Below are 16016 nucleotides of genomic sequence, written 5' to 3' on the forward strand. Positions count from 1 at the left end.
GTTCACATGTCGACGACGACGCCACGTGAGACGATCCGCGCGGTCTCACCGTCGCTGCTCTCGGCCACCACCAGCACGCTGCGCCGGCTGGGCCCCCGCCAGTTCAACCTGACCGCCGTCGCCGAAATCGCCGGCGTGTCGCGCGGGACCGTGCACAACGCGTTCGGAAACCGCGAAACCGCACTGAAAACCGCGCTCGACGAACTCGCCACCGGCTTCATCACCACCATGGCGGCCGAAGTGCAGCGGCAAGACAACCTCGCCGGCCAGGTGGCCGCGGCCGCCAACGTGATCTGCAAACACCGGCAGACCTCAGACCCGCTGGGCCCGAAGGGGTTCAATCAGAGCCTCATCGTCCTGCTGCTCGACAACCTCGGCGAGGACCTCATGCAGCGCTCCATCAACCTCTGGGCGCCGCTGGTCCGGGCCGCCCAGCGCCGGGGCGAAGTCGGCAAGTCGGTCAATCCCCGGCACGCCGCGGAATGGATCGTGCGCGTGCTGCTCAGCTTCGAACTGCTGCCGCCGATGGTGGTCAATCTGGAAAGCCCCCGCGCCGTCGGCAAATTCGTCTCCGACCACATCGTGGCCGGACTCACCGGAAGCGAGAGGAGACGAGATGGCTGATTACGACGTCGCCGTCATCGGAGCCGGCCCGGGCGGCATCGCCGCCGGGCACCTGTTGCGCCAGCAGGGGATTTTCGACTTCGTCATCCTGGAGCGCGGCGACGACGTCGGTGGCACCTGGCGCGACAACCACTACCCCGGCCTGGCCGTGGACATCCCCAGCCTGTGGTATCAGCTCTCCTTCGCGCCGAACCCCAACTGGTCACGCTTCTTCGCCCCGGGCCGCGAGCTCTACGACTATTTCCGCGACACCGCCCGGTCGCTGCATCTGTACGACCATTTGCAGACCGGCTGCAACGTGCTGCGCCAGTCCTGGGATGACACGACGCAGCGTTGGTACCTCGACATCGAGGGAAAGCCCTGCGTCACAGCGTGTTTCGTCATCAGCTCGGTGGGTGGCTATGTCAACGCCAAGCAGCGCGTCGACATCGACGGAATCGACGACTTCGCCGGCACCATCCTGCGGCCCAACGCCTGGGACGACGGCTACGACCCGCGCGGCAAGCGCGTCGCGGTGATCGGCACCGGCTCCAGCGGTGTCCAGATCGCCGCCGCCCTATCGGGTCAGGCTGCCAATCTCGAGGTGTACCAACGCACACCGGCCTGGGTGCTGCCGAAGATCGACTTTGACATTCCCCCGCTGATGCGTCGGTTCCTGCGGGTGCCCGGCGTGGTCGGCGCCGTCAACTCGGCGGGACGATGGGCAATGGACATCGCGATGATCGCGCCCATCGTCCACCTGCTGTCGCGGCTGCCGCAGCGCGTCCTGGTTCGCACGATGCCGTTGTACGACGCGTACTGCCGCGCCTTGTACCGGCTGCTGCTGCGGGCGGTGGTGCACGACCCGGCCACCCGCGCCGCGCTCGTCCCGCGATACGGGATCCTCGCCAAGCGGCCGGTGATCTCCAGCAGCTTCCTGCCGGCACTGAACAATCCGAACACCCACCTGATCACCACCGCCATCGATCGAATCACCGCCACCGGCATCCGTACCGTCGACGGAGTCGAACATCCCGCCGACCTCATAGTCGCGGCAACCGGTTACGAGCTGTGGACGGACCCGGAGACCTATCGACCCGGAACCGTGGTGGGCACAGCCGGATTCGACCTCGGCGAGTATTACCGCACGCACGGCCTGCACGCCTATGCCGGCACGGCGCACCCGCAGTTGCCCAACCGGTGGGAGATCGTCGGGCCGCTGGGCTTCGTCGGCTTCGCGTGGCCGGACTTCGTCGAGACGATGGCCGCCCACGCGGTCCGGATCATCGACGTCGCGCGCCGGCAGGGCACCGAGGTCGTGCGCGTCAAACCCCAAGCGTTCCAGCGGTGGAACGCGCTGATGCGGCGCCGCGCAAAAACGGCCCACCTGTACTTCACCGAGTGCAATCCGGGGTTGTCCACGTATTTCATCAACTCCCAGCGCGACACCGTCTATCACCGGCCGCAAACGATCGCCGCCTCGCGGCGCTTCGCGCGCAAGTCGGCACTGTCCGACTACGAGTTTTCCCGCGCCGCCGCGCCGTGCGAGGCGGCCCCGACCCGGAAGGCCCAGATAGCATGAGCGACAACGACAAACCGTTGGCCGGCCGGGTCGCGTTCGTCACGGGCGCCGCGCGCGGACAGGGCCGTTCGCATTGCGTGCGGCTGGCCCGGGCCGGGGCGGACGTCGTGGCCATCGACGCGTGCGGCCCGGTGGCGGCGAACAACGGCTACCCGGCCGCGACGCCGGAGGACCTGGCCGAAACGACGAGCCTGGTGGAAAGCGAAGGCCGCAAGATGCTGGCCGCGCAGGTCGACGTCCGCGACGCGGCGGGGCAACAACGGCTCGTCGACGACGCGATCACCCAATTCGGCCGCCTGGACATCGTCGTCGCCAACGCCGGCGTGCTCAATTGGGGCCGGCTGTGGGAGATTTCGGCGCAGCAATGGCAAGACGTCCTCGACACCAACCTGACCGGAGTCTGGAACACCATCAAAGCGACCGTGCCGGCGATGATTCAGGCGGGCAACGGGGGCTCGATCATCACCATCAGCTCGGCGGCGGGCATCAAGGCCGTACCGGGATGCGGTCACTACTGCGCCAGCAAGTTCGGCGTGGTCGGGCTGACGAACTCGTTGGCGGTCGAACTGGGTGGATACGGCATCCGCGTCAACTCGGTGCACCCGTACGGCACCGACACGCCCATGGGCAACGACCCCTCGATGTGGCAGCTCTTCGCCGACAACCAGACCTACATTCACAGCTTCTCCCCCGGCGCGCTGCCCACTGACTCACTGGCCGACCCGAACCTGGTCTCCGACATCGTGTTGTGGCTCGCCAGCGACGCCTCGTCGCTTGTGACGGCCGCGCAAATTCCCGCCGACAAGGGCTACCTGAAGATCTGATAAGAGACGCACAGGCGCCCCGCCGACGACGGGCATAATCGTGTCGTGAAGGCGCCCGGCGCTGCGATGCCGAAAACGCGGGCCGGATCGCTGCGACCCGGCGAGCTGGCGCAGGCATCGGTGATGGGCGCGTTGTGCGCGGCGATCGCCATCATCGCGGTCGTCCTTCCCCATGGCGGGGGGCTGGGCCTGCTCGGCAGCGTGCCGACCGGGCTGCTGGCCTACCGCTACCGGATCCGCGTTCTGATCGCCGCTACGGTCGCCGCCGGTGTGATCGGCTTTCTGGTCGTCGGGCTGAGCGGCCTGGGAGCGATCGCCCTCTGCGCCTATGTCGGTGGGCTGGCCGGAACCGTCAAGCGCCACCGCCGCGGCACACCGACCGTGATCGCGGTGTCGTTCGGCGCGGGTGTCGTCGTCGGCGCCGGCATGGTCGCCGCCTTGACCGTCCTGACCCGCTTCCGGCAGCTCGCCTTCCACGCCGCCAGCGCCACCGTGGACGGTGCCGTGACGGTCGTCTCGCGGGTGGCGCAGTTGCGCGCGCCCGCGCAACAGTTCAAGGCGTTCTTCGCCGAGGCGCTGCACTACTGGCAGTGGCTCGTGCTGGGCTACGCCGTCTTCGCCATCGTGGGTGCTTCGCTGGTCGGTTGGTGGGCGCTGTCCCGGGTGCTGGAGCGACTGCGCGGGATCCCCGACGTACACAAGCTGGACGCGCCGGCCGGCGGCGGCCCGATCCGGCCGGTCCCGGTGCGCCTGGAGCGGGTGCGGCTGCGCTACCCGCACGCCGACCACGACGCGTTGCGTGCGGTCAGCCTGGACGTGCGGACGGGCGAGCACATCGCGGTCACCGGCGCCAACGGGTCCGGGAAAACCACGCTGATGTTGATCCTGGCCGGGCGCGAACCGACATCGGGCGTCGTCGAGCGCCCGGGGGCGGTGGGGCTCGGTGAGCTCGGCGGCACCGCGGTGATCATGCAGCACCCGGAAAGCCAGGTGCTGGGCACGCGGGTCGCCGACGACGTGGTCTGGGGACTGCCGCCCGGCAAGACCACCGACATCCCCCGGCTCCTCGGCGAGGTCGGCTTGGGTGCGCTGGCCGACCGCGACACGGGCAGCCTGTCCGGCGGGGAGCTGCAGCGTCTGGCGGTGGCCGCGGCCCTGGCGCGCGAGCCGGCGCTGCTGATCGCCGACGAGGTCACCAGCATGGTCGACCGGCAGGGCCGGGAGCAGTTGCTCGCCGTCCTGTCCGGCCTCACCGAACGCCACCAGACGACCCTGGTGCACATCACGCACTACAACGACGAGGCCGAATACGCCGACCGCGCAATCAACCTCGGCGACGCGTCACTCGACGCCGACCTGGTCCGCAGCGCAACCGCGCCGGCTCCGACGGTGACGAACGGACGGCCCGCCAGCCCGCCGGTGCTCGAACTCGTCCATGTCGGACACGAATACGCCAGCGGCACGCCCTGGGCTCAGACCGCGCTGCGCGACGTCAGCTTCGCGGTGCACGAGGGCGACGGGCTGTTGATCCACGGCGGCAACGGTTCCGGCAAATCGACCCTGGCCTGGATCATGGCCGGGTTGACCGTGCCGGCCACCGGCGCCTGCCTGCTGGACGGACGCCCGACCGCCGACCAGGTCGGAGCGGTCGCGATCCAATTCCAAGCGGCCCGGCTGCAACTGATGCGCGGCCGGGTGGACCTGGAAGTGGCCTCGGCGGCCGGGTTTTCGCCCGCCGATGACGCGCGGGTGATCGCGGCGCTGGCGGCCGTCGGCTTGGACGCAGGGCTGGCCAAGCGGCGCATCGACCAGCTCAGCGGCGGCCAGATGCGTCGGGTGGTGCTGGCCGGACTGCTCGCCCGGTCGCCGCGGGTGTTGATCCTCGACGAGCCGCTGGCGGGACTGGATGCCGCCAGCCAGCGCGGCCTGGTCCAGCTGCTGGCCCAGCGGCGCCGTGACACCGGCCTGACCGTGGTGGTCATCTCGCACGACTTCGCCGGGCTTCAGGAGCTGTGCCCACGCACCCTGCACCTGCGTGACGGTTCGCTGGAACCGTCGCCGGCCGCGGCGCAGCACAATTCGGTGGCCGCCGCCCCGCCGGCACAGCACCCGGCCGGCCGCCGTCGACCCTTCGTGCTGCTGCGGCCGGTGCCGGGCACCTCCCCCATCCACAACCTGTGGGCCGGGACGAAATTGCTTGTGGCATTCGGCATTTCGTTGCTGTTGACGTTCTTTCCCGGCTGGGTCGCGATCGGGCTCACCGCCGCCCTGGCGGCCACGGGAATCCGGCTCGCCCGCATCCCGCGGGGCGTGCTGCCGTCCGTGCCGCCCTGGCTGTGGATCGTGCTGGTGATCGTCGGCGCCAACGCGGCATTCGCCGGCGGGAGTCCGTACATCCGGCTGGGATCGGCGTCGCTGGGCCTGGGCGGGCTGCTCGACTTCCTGCGCATCACCGTGCTGTCGGTGGTGTTGCTCGCCCTGGGCGCCCTGGTGTCGTGGACGACCAATGTTGCCCAAATCGCCCCGGCGGTGGCTACTTTGGGCCGCTTCCTGCGGCCGGTGCGGGTCCCGGTCGACGACTGGTCGGTGGCATTGGCGCTCGCGCTGCGCACCTTTCCGATGCTCATCGACGAATTTCGGGTGCTCTTCGCCGCTCGCCGGTTGCGGCCCAAACAGCCCCCGCAGACCCGCTGGGCCCGGCTGCGGCGTCCGGCGGCGGACGTGATCGACGTGGTCGTCGCGGTCATCACGGTGACGCTGCGCCGCGCCGACGAGATGGGCGATGCGATCACCGCCCGCGGCGGCACCGGCCAGATCTCGGCCGCCCCGTCGCGCCCGAAACGGGCCGACTGGGTGGCGCTTTCGATCGTGTTGGCGGTGTGCGGGACCGCGGTGGCCGCCGAACTCGCCCTGGTCGCCGGCCACTGACGTTTTCAGAACCTCGCCAACGCCGGCACGTCCGCCAACGCGCAATCCGGGATGTCTTCGGCCGCGCGCAGCAGGAAGTTGAGCTTTGCGATGCGCTCGCCCGAGCGCGGCGCGCCGTTCTTTTGAAACGGTGCCGCCAGGCCCACCGCCAGATCCATCACGACATCGTCGATGACGCCACCCGAGCGGCCCGAGGGAATCGCCAAAACGGCGTTGCGCGTGGCGTATTCGAAGCAGTCGAGCGCCTCGGCGATGGTTCCGACCTGGTTAGGCTTCAGCACGAAACCGTCCACGGCGCACGATTCGACCGCCCGCTGCAGGCGGGCGCGGTTGGTGACGATCAGGTCGTCGCCCAGGATGATCGAACGGTTCACCGTCTGCACCGCTTTGGCGAACCCCGCCCAGTCGTCGCCGTCCAGCAGGTCCTCGATGAACAACATCGGAAACTCCTGGGACAGTGCGCGGGCGAAGTCGATCAGCTCCTCCGCGGTCACCCGCTCACCGTTGAATGCGTATGTGGCAGAGTCGCTGTCGTACACCTCACTGGACGCGCAGTCCAGGGCGAACGCCATGATGTCGGCGCAGCCGGCGCGCTCGACGGCCTCGGCCAGCACCTCCATGACGGCGTGCGGGTCACTGGACGGCGCGATGTATCCGTACGACGATGCCAGCATCGGCGCGCGGCCCAGTCGCTCGGCGAGCACCTCGCCGAGCGTCTCGAACAGACTCACCCCCCTTTCGACCGCCGATTCGATCGAGTCCGCGCGGTACGGCACCACCAGGAATTCGCTGAACGTCTGGCGGACGTCGCCGTAGTGCCCGCCATTGATCATGTTGAAGCTGGGCACCGGGACGGTGGTGGGCGGTTCGAGCCCGAGCAGTTCGCCGACGTAGGTATAGGTGGACGTGCCCGCCGCGGCGGCGGCCGCGCGCAGCAGCGCGATCGACGTGGAGTAGATCGCGTTGCCGCCGAGCCGGTGCTTGTCCGGTGTGCCGTCGAGCGCGATCAGCACCCGGTCCAGGGATCGCGGATCGTCGAGCTCCGCGCCGATCAGGGCCGGGGCGATTTCGTCGTCCACCGCGGCGATGGCGCGGTGCACGCTCAGGCCGTTGTATCTGGTCCGGTCCCCGTCCCGTAGGACGTACGCCTCGTGCGACCCCACCGAACTGCCGGTCGGAGCTGCGCCGCGGCCGACAAAGCCGGTGTCGGTGGTGATTTCGACTTCCAGAAGGGGCCGGGCTTTGCAGTCCAGCAGTTGGCGGGCGATGACGGATGCGATCTTCATCGTCGACCTCCCGGACCCAGGGTTCCAGCCTAAGGCCGCGGCACTGAGAGGTCACTGAGAAGTCGCGAATCGGAGGCCGTTTCCCGCCCGGCCGCCCTAAGCTAGCGTTTACACAAGTTGTACTGTAAAAACTCCGAGCTCTCGATCGGAGAAGGAGGATCTTCATGCGGCCGGTAGTGAACCTTGATCGGTGCGAAGGCAATGCCTACTGCGTGAACATCGCGCCGGATGTCTTCCGGCTCGACGATGACGACTACGCGGTGGTCACCGCCGATCCGGTGCCCGTCGAGCAGGAGGCGTTGGTCGAGCGGGCGATCGCCGAATGCCCGCGCGCCGCCCTGTCCCGCGAGGACTAGCGGGCGACCAGGTCTAGCCGTGCTCCTCCTGGACGCCGAAGGTGTTGACCGCCAAGGCCAGTAAGAGGTAGCCGCCGATGGTGAAGGTCAGGTCCATGCACTGCTGCTGGGTGAACAACTCGCACAACAGATCCCAGGTTGCCTGGCTGATCGTGCTGTCGGCGGTGAGATCGTCGACGGCCCGGATCACGGCCTGGTCCGTCCGATCGGCGCAGTGCCCGGATCGGATGCCGTCGATCTCGGATTCGGTCAGGCCGGCGCGCAGGGCGATCGGGACGTGGTGTGACCACAAGTAGCCGCAGTTGCTGCGATGTACCACGCGCAGCAGCGCGACTTCTCGCACGCGGGGCGACAGCGTCGACCGCGCGAGCAGGTAGGCGTTGAACGGCAGGTAGGCCGCGGTCAGCTCGGGATGACGGACCATGGTCGACAGAACATTGCCCGCGCCAACGGGATTCGCCCGCTCGGCCGGGATCAGGGACGCCAGCGCCGTGCGCGCGCCCTCGTCCCACTCGTCGGCGGGTAACGGTGACAGGCGCAGTGGATGTCCGTCGGACGCGGTCATGCTATTGGATCGGTTCGTCGCCGAGCACGGTGGTGCGCAGCATTTCGCGTTGTGAGTCCGGGTCGTAGGGGGCCGCGCGGTGCAGCACCCCGCGGTTGTCCCAGATCACGGTGTCGCCGACCGACCAGCTGTGGCTGTACACCTTGTCGGGCACCGTTGCGCGCTCGAGCAACTCGTCCAGCAGGGCGCGTCCCTCGTCGAGATCCATGCCGACGACGTAGTCCGCGGAGGCGCCCAGCACCAGCGATTTGCGGCCGCTGCGGTGAGTCCACACCAGCGGATGTTCGTGCGTGCGCCGGGACCGCCAGCGCTGCACCTGTTCCGGGGAGGGGTCGGGGTAGACGCGGCGCTGGGACGCTTCCAGCGAGTGCACCACACGCAGCGTGCCGAACCGCTCCTTCTCGTCCTCGGTCAGGGCGTCGTAGGCGGCGTAGGAGTTGGCGAACTCCGTTTCGCCGCCCCACTCGGCGACCTGGACGGCTGTCAACACGGTGGCCTTCTGCGGGCATTCGTCACCCAGCGGTGTGCAGCCGTCGATGTGCCAATCGAAGGTGGCCTTCAAGTAGGCGGCCGAGGCATTCTTGGACTTGTCCAAGGTGATCGGATAGATGCCGGCCACCGGGTGGTGACCGTCGGACGAGTGGTCGATCGAGCCGAGGCGGCGGCAGAACTCGACCTGGGCCGCCGGGTCGAGCTGCAGGCCGCGGAACACCAGAACGCCGTTGTCCTCCAACGCGTCCAGGACGGCTGCACCCACCGAGTCGTCGCCCGCCAGCGCGGCCGGCTCCAGGCCCGCGACTTCGGCACCGACGGATTCGGTGAGCTTGGTGATGGTGAGCAGACTCATCGTCGCTCCTTTCGATGAAGGGATGTCTGACGGCGGAAAGCTCAGGGCACCGGGCCACCGGTGCGGATCATCACCGCGTCGGCGGCGTCGACCGGGGCGGGTTGATGCATGATCTCCACCGCCATGGCGACCATGATCAGCGAATAGATCATGTGCAACAGGTTCAGCGCGTCGTCGGGCACGTTGTCCAGGGGAAACTTGTCGCAGTAGTCGATCGCCTCTTCGAGCCGGGGGAAGAACGCGTCGTAAAATTCGCGCAGTTCGGGCATCGACGAGTTGACCCGGGCGTTCCAGCGTTCGGTTTCGGTTGCCAGGCACCATGTTTCGGCATGGCCCTCCAGCTCGGCGAAGGCGCTGGGCAACTTGACAGGCATGGTCACACCCCCACCGAATCCCGTTCGCGGCGATAGGCGTCGACCCAGTCGACCACGACCTTGTGCAGGTGGCGCACCAGGATCTCTTGATCGTTGAGCGGGAAGTCGTCGACGACCCCGTACTCGAGTGCCGCCTGCGTCCCGCCGAGCATCCCGGCGTCTTGCAGCGCAAACTCTTTCAGCACCACCGAGGCGACCTCGTGCTCGATGCGCTCCCGCACGGTTCGCGCCGGATGGAAGTAGGTGTAGGCCTCGAATCGATGCGTGTTGTGCGAGGTGGGCCAGTACCGGTACAGCAGATACCACCCGCCATAGATCAGGATCTCGCTGTTCGGGAAGATCTGGAAATTGCTGATGCCCCAGGGCTCGATCCCGCCGGGGTTGAGTCCGGCCGGCAGTTCGCCGATGTCGGGGGTTCGCCACGGTCCCACCAGTCCGCTGCGGGTCGCCCGCTCGATCGGATACATGTATTCCGGCGGCAGCAGCCAGCGCCGCCGCCCGGCCGTGGAGACCAACCGGTGCGGGCCGTCGAGTTGGAAGTGCCCGCAAGTGAATCCGGCGTTGGGGTCGCGCACCTCGGAGGGGACCTGCTGTGAATGCAGCGAGGGCACGTGGTAGTACTCCTGGAAGGCGTCGGCGAAGATCTTCCAGTTGCTGTTGTTGTGCGCCACCCAGTCGTAGCGCTCGGTCAACTTGTCGAACGGGTAACCGTCGAGGCCGGTGATCATCGGACCGAGGAACTCCCGCAGGCTCTGGCGGGGTTCGGGGTCGAAGTTGATGAAGACGAAGCCGTTCCACACGTCGCAGTGCACCGGCCGCAACCCGTACTGCGCGGGGTCCAGGTCGAAGAACTCCGATTCCTGCTGGACGAACTTCAAGGCGCCCTGCAGGTCGTAGCGCCAGCCGTGGTACTTGCAGGTGAACTGCCGACACGTCCCGCGCGTCTCCTCGCCGGGAAAGTCGTTCCACACCAGCTTGTTTCCGCGGTGCCGGCACACGTTGTAGAACGCCCGGATGCGCTCGTCCTTGCCCTTGACCAGGATCACCGAGACGCCGACGACTTCGATCTCCTTGGTCAGGTAGCTGCCGACACGCGGCAACTCCTCCACCCGCGCGAGGTTGAGCCATGCCCGTTTGAAGATCGCCTCGCGCTCGAGTTCGTAGAACTCTTGCGACGTCGAGTCCTTGAAAGACACGGGCCCCGTTCCCAATTCGGGATAGTGCTCGGTCCAGGAGCCCTCCGGGGGCCTGCCTGCTCTGGTCATCGAATCCTCACAATCACATCACCGCTCCGCCGTTGACGCCCAAAACCTGGCCGGTGATGTACCTGGCTTCTTCCGAACACAGGAATCCCACGGCCGCGGCGATATCGGCGCCGGTGCCGAGGTAACCCAACGGGATGTTGCTGGCGATTTGCTCGTTGGACGGCAGGTATCCGGCGGCCTGGCCCTGGTGCTGCATCGGGGTTTCGATGCCCGAGGGCGGAATGTTGTTCACCGTGATCCCGTGCGGCGCATATTCACGGGCCAACGACTTGGTCAAGGTGATCACCGCGCCTTTGGACGCCGCGTAGTGGGCGGCGAACGGCGAGCCCCGCTGGGCGCTCGACGACGAGATCATCACGATCCTGCCCCAGCGCGCCTCCACCATGTCCGGCAGCGCGACCTGGCAGCAGTGAAAGGTGCCGGTGAGATTGACATCGATGATCCGCGACCAGGTTTCGGCGCTGATCTCCAAGAACGGCGAGAAGTCGAACATGCCGGCACTGGTCACCAGGACCGTCACCGGGCCCAGCTCGCTGCGCACCTTCGCAAACGCCTGCTCCACGGCGGACCGATCGGTCACGTCGGCACCCACCCCCAGCGCGGTCACACCGTCGGCGCGCAGATCGTCGGTGACGCGTTGTGCGGCATGCTCGTTGACATCGAGGACCGCGACCTTGAGTCCGCGCCGACCCAATTCATGGCACGTCGCTTCGCCCATACCCGAGGCGCCTCCGGTCACCACCGCCACCCTGGTCATCGACTCCGCTCCACCCTTTCCCTCACTCGTAGACCACCCGCACCGTGGGGCTGGTGGGCAGGGCCTGACACGTCAGCACCCAGCCCTCCTCGACCTCGTCCGGATCGAGGGCGTCGTTGTTGATCATCCGGGCGCTGCCGTGGGTCAGGCGGCCCATACACGTTCCGCACGAACCGATCTCACACGACGACGGCGCGCGCAGCCCGGCCATGCGGGCCGTCTGCAGCAACGTGTTGCCCGAGTGGTACGGCGCGGTCGTCGTCGATCCGTCCAGCACGATGGTGACCTCGTCGGTCACCACCTCGGTGTCCGGGGGCGCCGCCGCGGCCACGTCGTCGACGTCGAAATGCTCGATGTGCAGGCGATCCGCCGGCACGCCGGCCGCGCACACGGCGGTTCGCACAATCTCCATGAACTCGTTGGGCCCGCAGATGTATACCTCGGCGTCGCCGGGATCGCGGACGAACGCCTCGATCTCCGCTCGGGTGACGAAGCCGGTGTGGTCGTCGAGGTGGTGGTGCAGGACGAAACGATCGGCGTGCCGCGCGGCCAGCGACGCCAAGGCCTCGTCGAAGATCACCGCGTCGCGGCTGCGGTTGGCGTAGAACAGTCGCGTGGCGCGGGTGCCCGACATCAGGGCCGTCCGCAGCAGCGAAAACACCGGCGTGATGCCACTTCCCCCGGCGAAGGCGATCAGATCTCGGTCGGTCTCGCGCAACACGAAGCGACCCTGCGGCGGCAGGGCGGGCAGCCGGTCGCCGGCTGCGGCCGTGTCATTGAGCCAGTTCGACACCACACCGTCTCGGTCGCGTTTGACGGTGATCTGCAGGTCTTCGTCCGGTAACGACGACATCGAATAACACCGTCGATGCTCGCGTCCGTCGACGGTGACCAGCAGCGTCAGAAACTGTCCGGCCTGGTACCCGAACTGTTCCGCGCTGCCCGGTGGGACATCGAGAACGATCGACACGGCGTCGCGGGTCTCGCGAACCACGCGCTTGATCCGCAGTGGCACAAAGCCATCCGGCGACGCGGCGATGCCGACACCGGCGCCCCCGGCGTCGGTCGCGGTCGCCGAACCGGCGGTTGTGGTCGCGCGGATTTCACCCATCCCGGCCAGAGTATCAACTACTTGCGATTGGTCTCAAGTACTAGATACAGGCGCAGCCCGTCGCTGCCCACGGGCGGTCAGCCCTCGACGTGGTCGTTGAACAGTTCGTGGCCGGTGCCCTTTTCGACCACCCGGCCCAGCAATTCACGCAGGGTCCGTTGCTCCTGCTCGGTCAGCACGCCGAACACCTCCTGATGGGCGGCGATCGCGTCGTTCACCACCGTTTCGGCGACCTTGCGGCCCTCGCCGGTGAGGTAGGCCCGCAGGATGCGCGCGTGCTGGGGATCCTGCTTTCTTTCCACCAGGCCGCGGCGTTCCAGGGCGGTGAGCGCGAGCTGGACGCCCTGCGGGCTGATCAGCAGCCGCCGCGCGAGCTCGGCGCCGGACAAGCCGGGTTCGTTGGCCAGTTGGCGCAGCACGCCGATCTGCGCGGTGCTCACGCCGTGTTCGCGCATCGCCTCGTTGATGGTGGTCAGCGAATAGTAGAAGGCCTGTTTGAGCAGCCACAGGATGTTGTCGGTGAGTTCCATGCCCGCCTCCGTTACGTCGCGGGGGTCTTGTAGATCTGCCCGCTTTTCATGACAAAGCGGACGTCGAGGGTGGTGGCGATGTCGTCGAAGGGGTTGCCGGGGACGGCGATGATGTCAGCCAGATAACCGGGCGCCAGCTTGCCCAACTCGTCGTCCGCCTCGATCAGCTCGGCTGCCACCACGGTGGCCGCGTGGATCGCTTGCGCCGGCGTCATGCCCCGTTCGACCAGCGCGCCCAGTTCCTTGGCGTTGTGGCCATGCGGGATGGCCGGCGCATCGGTGCCGCAGGCGATCCGCACCCCGGCCTCGATCGCCTTGGGCAGCATCGACTTTGCCCGCGGGAACACCTCGAGCGCCTTCTTGCGAAGCTCGGGTGCGATCCGATCGATGGCCATGGCGTCGGTCAAATACGTGGTCGAGACCAGGAATGTGCCGTGATCGACCATCATCTGGATGGTCTCGTCACTGGCCAGAAATCCGTGTTCGATGCAGTCGATCCCGGCGCGAATGCACGCTTGAATTGCGCTGTCCCCCACGGCGTGCGCGGCCACCCGCACCCCGGCCCGGTGGGCCTCGTCGGCGATGGCGGCGAACTCGGCATCGGAGTACTGCTGGGCACCCGGCGCGGTGCTGTGTGACATCACCCCGCCCGAGGCGGACACCTTGATCAGCTTGGCGCCGTGCCGGATTTGGTAACGCACGCAAGCGATCACGTCCGGCACCCCATTGGCGATGCCTTCGGCGACCGAGAGCGGCATGACCCCGGGGGCCAACCGCTGGAAGACCGTCGGGTCCAGGTGCCCGCCGTACGGGGTGACGGCGTGTCCGGCGGGATAGATGCGCGGTCCGATGTGCCAACCCTGGTCGATGGCGCGCTGCAGCGCCACGTCGAGCAGGTATCCCCCGGTCTTGACCATCAGCCCGAGATTGCGCACCGTGGTGAACCCGGCCTCCAGCGTGGTGCGCGCGTTGACCGCGCCGCGCAGCGTGCGATACGCGGGGTCGTCCTGCACGCCATGCATGGGCGACGGCAGTCCCTCGGGGCCGCCGGGTCCGCCGATGAGTAGGTTGAGCTCCATGTCCATCAGCCCGGGCAGCAGCGTCACGTCGCCGAGATCGACGATGGTGGCCGAATCGTCAAGCGGCTCTTGGGGATTGATCGCGGCGATGCGTTCGCCATCGATCACCACCTCCGCCGGCGTGTGGATCTGACCCGTCACGACGTCAGCCCAACGCGCCGCCCGCAGCACGCAGGTCATGGAACGGGCTCGGACACGCAGTCCAGGCTCGAAGCACCCGAATCGGGGACGCGGGGCTGTTTCCAGCACTCCACCGGGAACGACACCATGATCATCGAATACAGCAGATGCATCAAATTTTGTACGTCGTCGGGCAGGTCGTCGAGGGAGAACTTGTCGCAGAACGCCAGCGCCTCTTCGGCACGCGGGGTGATCGCGTCGTAGAAGGCCTTCATTTCCGTCATGGAGCTGGCCAGCCGCTTGGCGTAGCGTTCCGGTTCGCTGGGCAGGCACCACTCGGCGAACCGTTCGAGGTCGGCGAACTCGGCGGGCAACATCGACATCGTGTTCACACTCCTGCCGTCGAGGTCCGGCGATAGTCATCGATCCAGGCCGCCGTCTCCTTATGCAGGTGACGGATCAGCACCTCCTGGTCGCACAGCAGGAACTCGTCGATCACCTGAGATTCGAGCATCGTCTGCGTCGCCTCCAGGGTGTTGGCGTCCTGCAACCCGTATTCCTTGAACGACACGGCCGCCAATTCCTGAGCGACCCGCTCGCGCGGGGTACGCGGCGCCGGGAAGTACAGCGTTCCTTCGAAAAGGTGGCTGTTGTACGACGTCGGCCAGTAGTGATAGGTCAAATACCAGCCCTGACCCCAGAACAGGATGACGAAGTTGGGGAACAGCTGGAACGAGTCCAGGCCCCACGGGTCGCATTTCGCGGGGTTGAGCCCGGCGGGCATCGCCCCGAGATCGGGCTTGTCCCAGGGCCCGAACAGTCCGCTCTGGCAGATGTCCTCGATCGGCTTGCGCATCTCGTCGGCCATTTCCCAGGCCCGCACCCCCGACGTGCTGACCAGCCGGTGCGGCCCGTCCAGCCGGTAGTGCGGGGCTTCAAAACCCGCCTGGGCGGCCGCCTTTGAGTACGCGGTCGGCGACTGGTTCGCATGCAACACCGGGGCGTGATAGAACTCCTGGAACGCGTCCATGTAGAGCTTCCAGTTCGCCTTGACTTCCGAGCGGTAATACCAGCGGGAGGTCATCTTGTCGAAGGGGTAACCCTCCAGCCCGGTGATCATGGGCCCCAAGAACTCTCGCAACGACTGCTCGGGTTTCTTGGCGAAGTTGACGAAGATGAAGCCTTCCCAGACCTCGCAGTGCACCGGCACCAGGCCGTAGCGACTCTTGTCGAGGTTGAAGAACTCCTCCTCCTGCTGCACGAAGGTGAGGTTGCCGTTCAGGTCGTAGCGCCACGCGTGGTATTTGCAGGTGAACTGCCGGCACACGCCGCTCGTTTCTTCCTGCGGCATGTCGTTCCACACCAACTTGTTGCCGCGGTGCCGGCACACGTTGTGGTAGGCCTTGATGTCACCGGATGCGGTGCGGACCAAGATGATTGACGTGTTGACGACCTTCAGCTCCCTGGTGAGGTAACTACCCTTACGCGGAAGCTGTTCCACGCGACCGACATTGAGCCAGGCCCGTTTGAAGATGGCCTCGCGCTCCAGCTCGTAGATCTCCGGGCTGATGGAGTCGTGGTACGACACCGGGTCGGTGCCCAGTTCCGGGTAGTGCTCGGTCCAGCTGCCCTCCGGCGGTTTGGGGAATCGAGCCATGATCGCTCCTTAAGCAGTCCAATCTCGGCAAACCGTCGGCGCCCAGCCGCGTCTCGCAGCACTGTCTGCGCGAAACAACCGCCTGCGCACCGGTTTCACCGATCCCTGAGAGCTCCGTCACGGCCGACGGTA

The 16016-nt window shown here is 67.3% G+C and carries 16 protein-coding genes; 5 read left to right on the forward strand and 11 right to left on the reverse strand.

Going from position 1 to position 16016, the window contains the following annotated elements:
- Positions 1-6 precede the first annotated feature (6 nt).
- Genes A5624_RS09080 through A5624_RS09095 form a run of 4 tightly spaced genes read left to right on the forward strand, consistent with a single transcriptional unit; the run spans position 7 to position 5937 of the window.
- Complete coding sequence (locus tag A5624_RS09080) at positions 7-624, forward strand: TetR/AcrR family transcriptional regulator (RefSeq protein WP_066864840.1); 618 nt, start codon at positions 7-9, stop codon at positions 622-624.
- A complete protein-coding gene (locus A5624_RS09085; protein WP_066864843.1) occupies positions 617-2185 on the forward strand; it encodes an NAD(P)/FAD-dependent oxidoreductase in 1569 nt (522 codons plus the stop codon). The genes A5624_RS09080 and A5624_RS09085 overlap by 8 nt, the downstream gene beginning before the upstream one ends.
- Positions 2182-3009 (forward strand): mycofactocin-coupled SDR family oxidoreductase, encoded by an 828-nt coding sequence (locus tag A5624_RS09090; RefSeq protein ID WP_066864846.1) that lies wholly within the window; start codon positions 2182-2184, stop codon positions 3007-3009. The genes A5624_RS09085 and A5624_RS09090 overlap by 4 nt, the downstream gene beginning before the upstream one ends.
- Positions 3010-3054: 45 nt before the next feature.
- Positions 3055-5937, forward strand: a complete 2883-nt coding sequence (locus A5624_RS09095) for an ATP-binding cassette domain-containing protein (protein WP_066864849.1) — start codon at positions 3055-3057, stop codon at positions 5935-5937.
- A gap of 5 nt (positions 5938-5942) precedes the next feature.
- Here A5624_RS09095 and A5624_RS09100 read toward each other — a convergent pair whose 3' ends face one another.
- Positions 5943-7223, reverse strand: coding sequence for an enolase C-terminal domain-like protein (locus tag A5624_RS09100; protein WP_066864852.1), 1281 nt, complete (start codon positions 7221-7223; stop codon positions 5943-5945).
- Between the two features lie 164 nt (positions 7224-7387).
- Between A5624_RS09100 and A5624_RS09105 the strand changes: the two genes are divergently transcribed.
- Complete coding sequence (locus A5624_RS09105) at positions 7388-7579, forward strand: ferredoxin (protein WP_066864855.1); 192 nt, start codon at positions 7388-7390, stop codon at positions 7577-7579.
- Between the two features lie 13 nt (positions 7580-7592).
- Here A5624_RS09105 and A5624_RS09110 read toward each other — a convergent pair whose 3' ends face one another.
- From A5624_RS09110 to A5624_RS09155, 10 genes are all read right to left on the reverse strand, one after another.
- Positions 7593-8144: a carboxymuconolactone decarboxylase family protein gene (locus A5624_RS09110; RefSeq protein ID WP_066864859.1), complete on the reverse strand. Its 552-nt coding sequence runs from the start codon at positions 8142-8144 to the stop codon at positions 7593-7595.
- Position 8145: 1 nt separating this feature from the next.
- Entirely contained in the window at positions 8146-8991 is an 846-nt protein-coding gene (locus tag A5624_RS09115) for a TauD/TfdA family dioxygenase (RefSeq protein ID WP_066864862.1), read from the reverse strand.
- Between the two features lie 41 nt (positions 8992-9032).
- Entirely contained in the window at positions 9033-9371 is a 339-nt protein-coding gene (locus A5624_RS09120) for a hypothetical protein (RefSeq protein ID WP_066864865.1), read from the reverse strand.
- Positions 9368-10630: an aromatic ring-hydroxylating dioxygenase subunit alpha gene (locus A5624_RS09125; protein WP_066864869.1), complete on the reverse strand. Its 1263-nt coding sequence runs from the start codon at positions 10628-10630 to the stop codon at positions 9368-9370. The genes A5624_RS09120 and A5624_RS09125 overlap by 4 nt, the downstream gene beginning before the upstream one ends.
- A 13-nt stretch (positions 10631-10643) precedes the next feature.
- Entirely contained in the window at positions 10644-11387 is a 744-nt protein-coding gene (locus A5624_RS09130; RefSeq protein ID WP_066864872.1) for an SDR family NAD(P)-dependent oxidoreductase, read from the reverse strand.
- 22 nt (positions 11388-11409) lie between these two features.
- Positions 11410-12498: a ferredoxin--NADP reductase gene (locus tag A5624_RS09135; protein ID WP_082990522.1), complete on the reverse strand. Its 1089-nt coding sequence runs from the start codon at positions 12496-12498 to the stop codon at positions 11410-11412.
- Between the two features lie 77 nt (positions 12499-12575).
- Positions 12576-13028 carry a MarR family winged helix-turn-helix transcriptional regulator gene (locus tag A5624_RS09140; protein ID WP_066864875.1) on the reverse strand — a complete coding sequence of 151 codons (453 nt, stop codon included), beginning with the start codon at positions 13026-13028 and terminating at the stop codon, positions 12576-12578.
- Positions 13029-13039: 11 nt separating this feature from the next.
- Positions 13040-14287: an amidohydrolase family protein gene (locus A5624_RS09145; protein ID WP_066864878.1), complete on the reverse strand. Its 1248-nt coding sequence runs from the start codon at positions 14285-14287 to the stop codon at positions 13040-13042.
- Positions 14284-14619 (reverse strand): hypothetical protein, encoded by a 336-nt coding sequence (locus tag A5624_RS09150; RefSeq protein ID WP_197499536.1) that lies wholly within the window; start codon positions 14617-14619, stop codon positions 14284-14286. The genes A5624_RS09145 and A5624_RS09150 overlap by 4 nt, the downstream gene beginning before the upstream one ends.
- Positions 14616-15884: an aromatic ring-hydroxylating dioxygenase subunit alpha gene (locus tag A5624_RS09155; protein ID WP_066864881.1), complete on the reverse strand. Its 1269-nt coding sequence runs from the start codon at positions 15882-15884 to the stop codon at positions 14616-14618. The genes A5624_RS09150 and A5624_RS09155 overlap by 4 nt, the downstream gene beginning before the upstream one ends.
- Positions 15885-16016 lie beyond the last annotated feature (132 nt).

Source organism: Mycobacterium sp. 1482292.6, assembly GCF_001672995.1.
Lineage (GTDB): Bacteria > Actinomycetota > Actinomycetes > Mycobacteriales > Mycobacteriaceae > Mycobacterium > Mycobacterium europaeum_A.

Excerpts from the sequence above, each read along its gene's own strand:
- A5624_RS09080 (WP_066864840.1), top strand. The coding sequence starts at position 7 with ATGTCGACGACGACGCCACGTGAGACGATCCGCGCGGTCTCACCGTCG.
- A5624_RS09085 (WP_066864843.1), top strand. The coding sequence starts at position 617 with ATGGCTGATTACGACGTCGCCGTCATCGGAGCCGGCCCGGGCGGCATC.
- A5624_RS09090 (WP_066864846.1), top strand. The coding sequence starts at position 2,182 with ATGAGCGACAACGACAAACCGTTGGCCGGCCGGGTCGCGTTCGTCACG.
- A5624_RS09100 (WP_066864852.1), bottom strand. The coding sequence starts at position 7,223 with ATGAAGATCGCATCCGTCATCGCCCGCCAACTGCTGGACTGCAAAGCC.
- A5624_RS09105 (WP_066864855.1), top strand. The coding sequence starts at position 7,388 with ATGCGGCCGGTAGTGAACCTTGATCGGTGCGAAGGCAATGCCTACTGC.
- A5624_RS09110 (WP_066864859.1), bottom strand. The coding sequence starts at position 8,144 with ATGACCGCGTCCGACGGACATCCACTGCGCCTGTCACCGTTACCCGCC.
- A5624_RS09115 (WP_066864862.1), bottom strand. The coding sequence starts at position 8,991 with ATGAGTCTGCTCACCATCACCAAGCTCACCGAATCCGTCGGTGCCGAA.
- A5624_RS09125 (WP_066864869.1), bottom strand. The coding sequence starts at position 10,630 with ATGACCAGAGCAGGCAGGCCCCCGGAGGGCTCCTGGACCGAGCACTAT.
- A5624_RS09130 (WP_066864872.1), bottom strand. The coding sequence starts at position 11,387 with ATGACCAGGGTGGCGGTGGTGACCGGAGGCGCCTCGGGTATGGGCGAA.
- A5624_RS09135 (WP_082990522.1), bottom strand. The coding sequence starts at position 12,498 with ATGGGTGAAATCCGCGCGACCACAACCGCCGGTTCGGCGACCGCGACC.
- A5624_RS09140 (WP_066864875.1), bottom strand. The coding sequence starts at position 13,028 with ATGGAACTCACCGACAACATCCTGTGGCTGCTCAAACAGGCCTTCTAC.
- A5624_RS09145 (WP_066864878.1), bottom strand. The coding sequence starts at position 14,287 with ATGACCTGCGTGCTGCGGGCGGCGCGTTGGGCTGACGTCGTGACGGGT.
- A5624_RS09155 (WP_066864881.1), bottom strand. The coding sequence starts at position 15,884 with ATGGCTCGATTCCCCAAACCGCCGGAGGGCAGCTGGACCGAGCACTAC.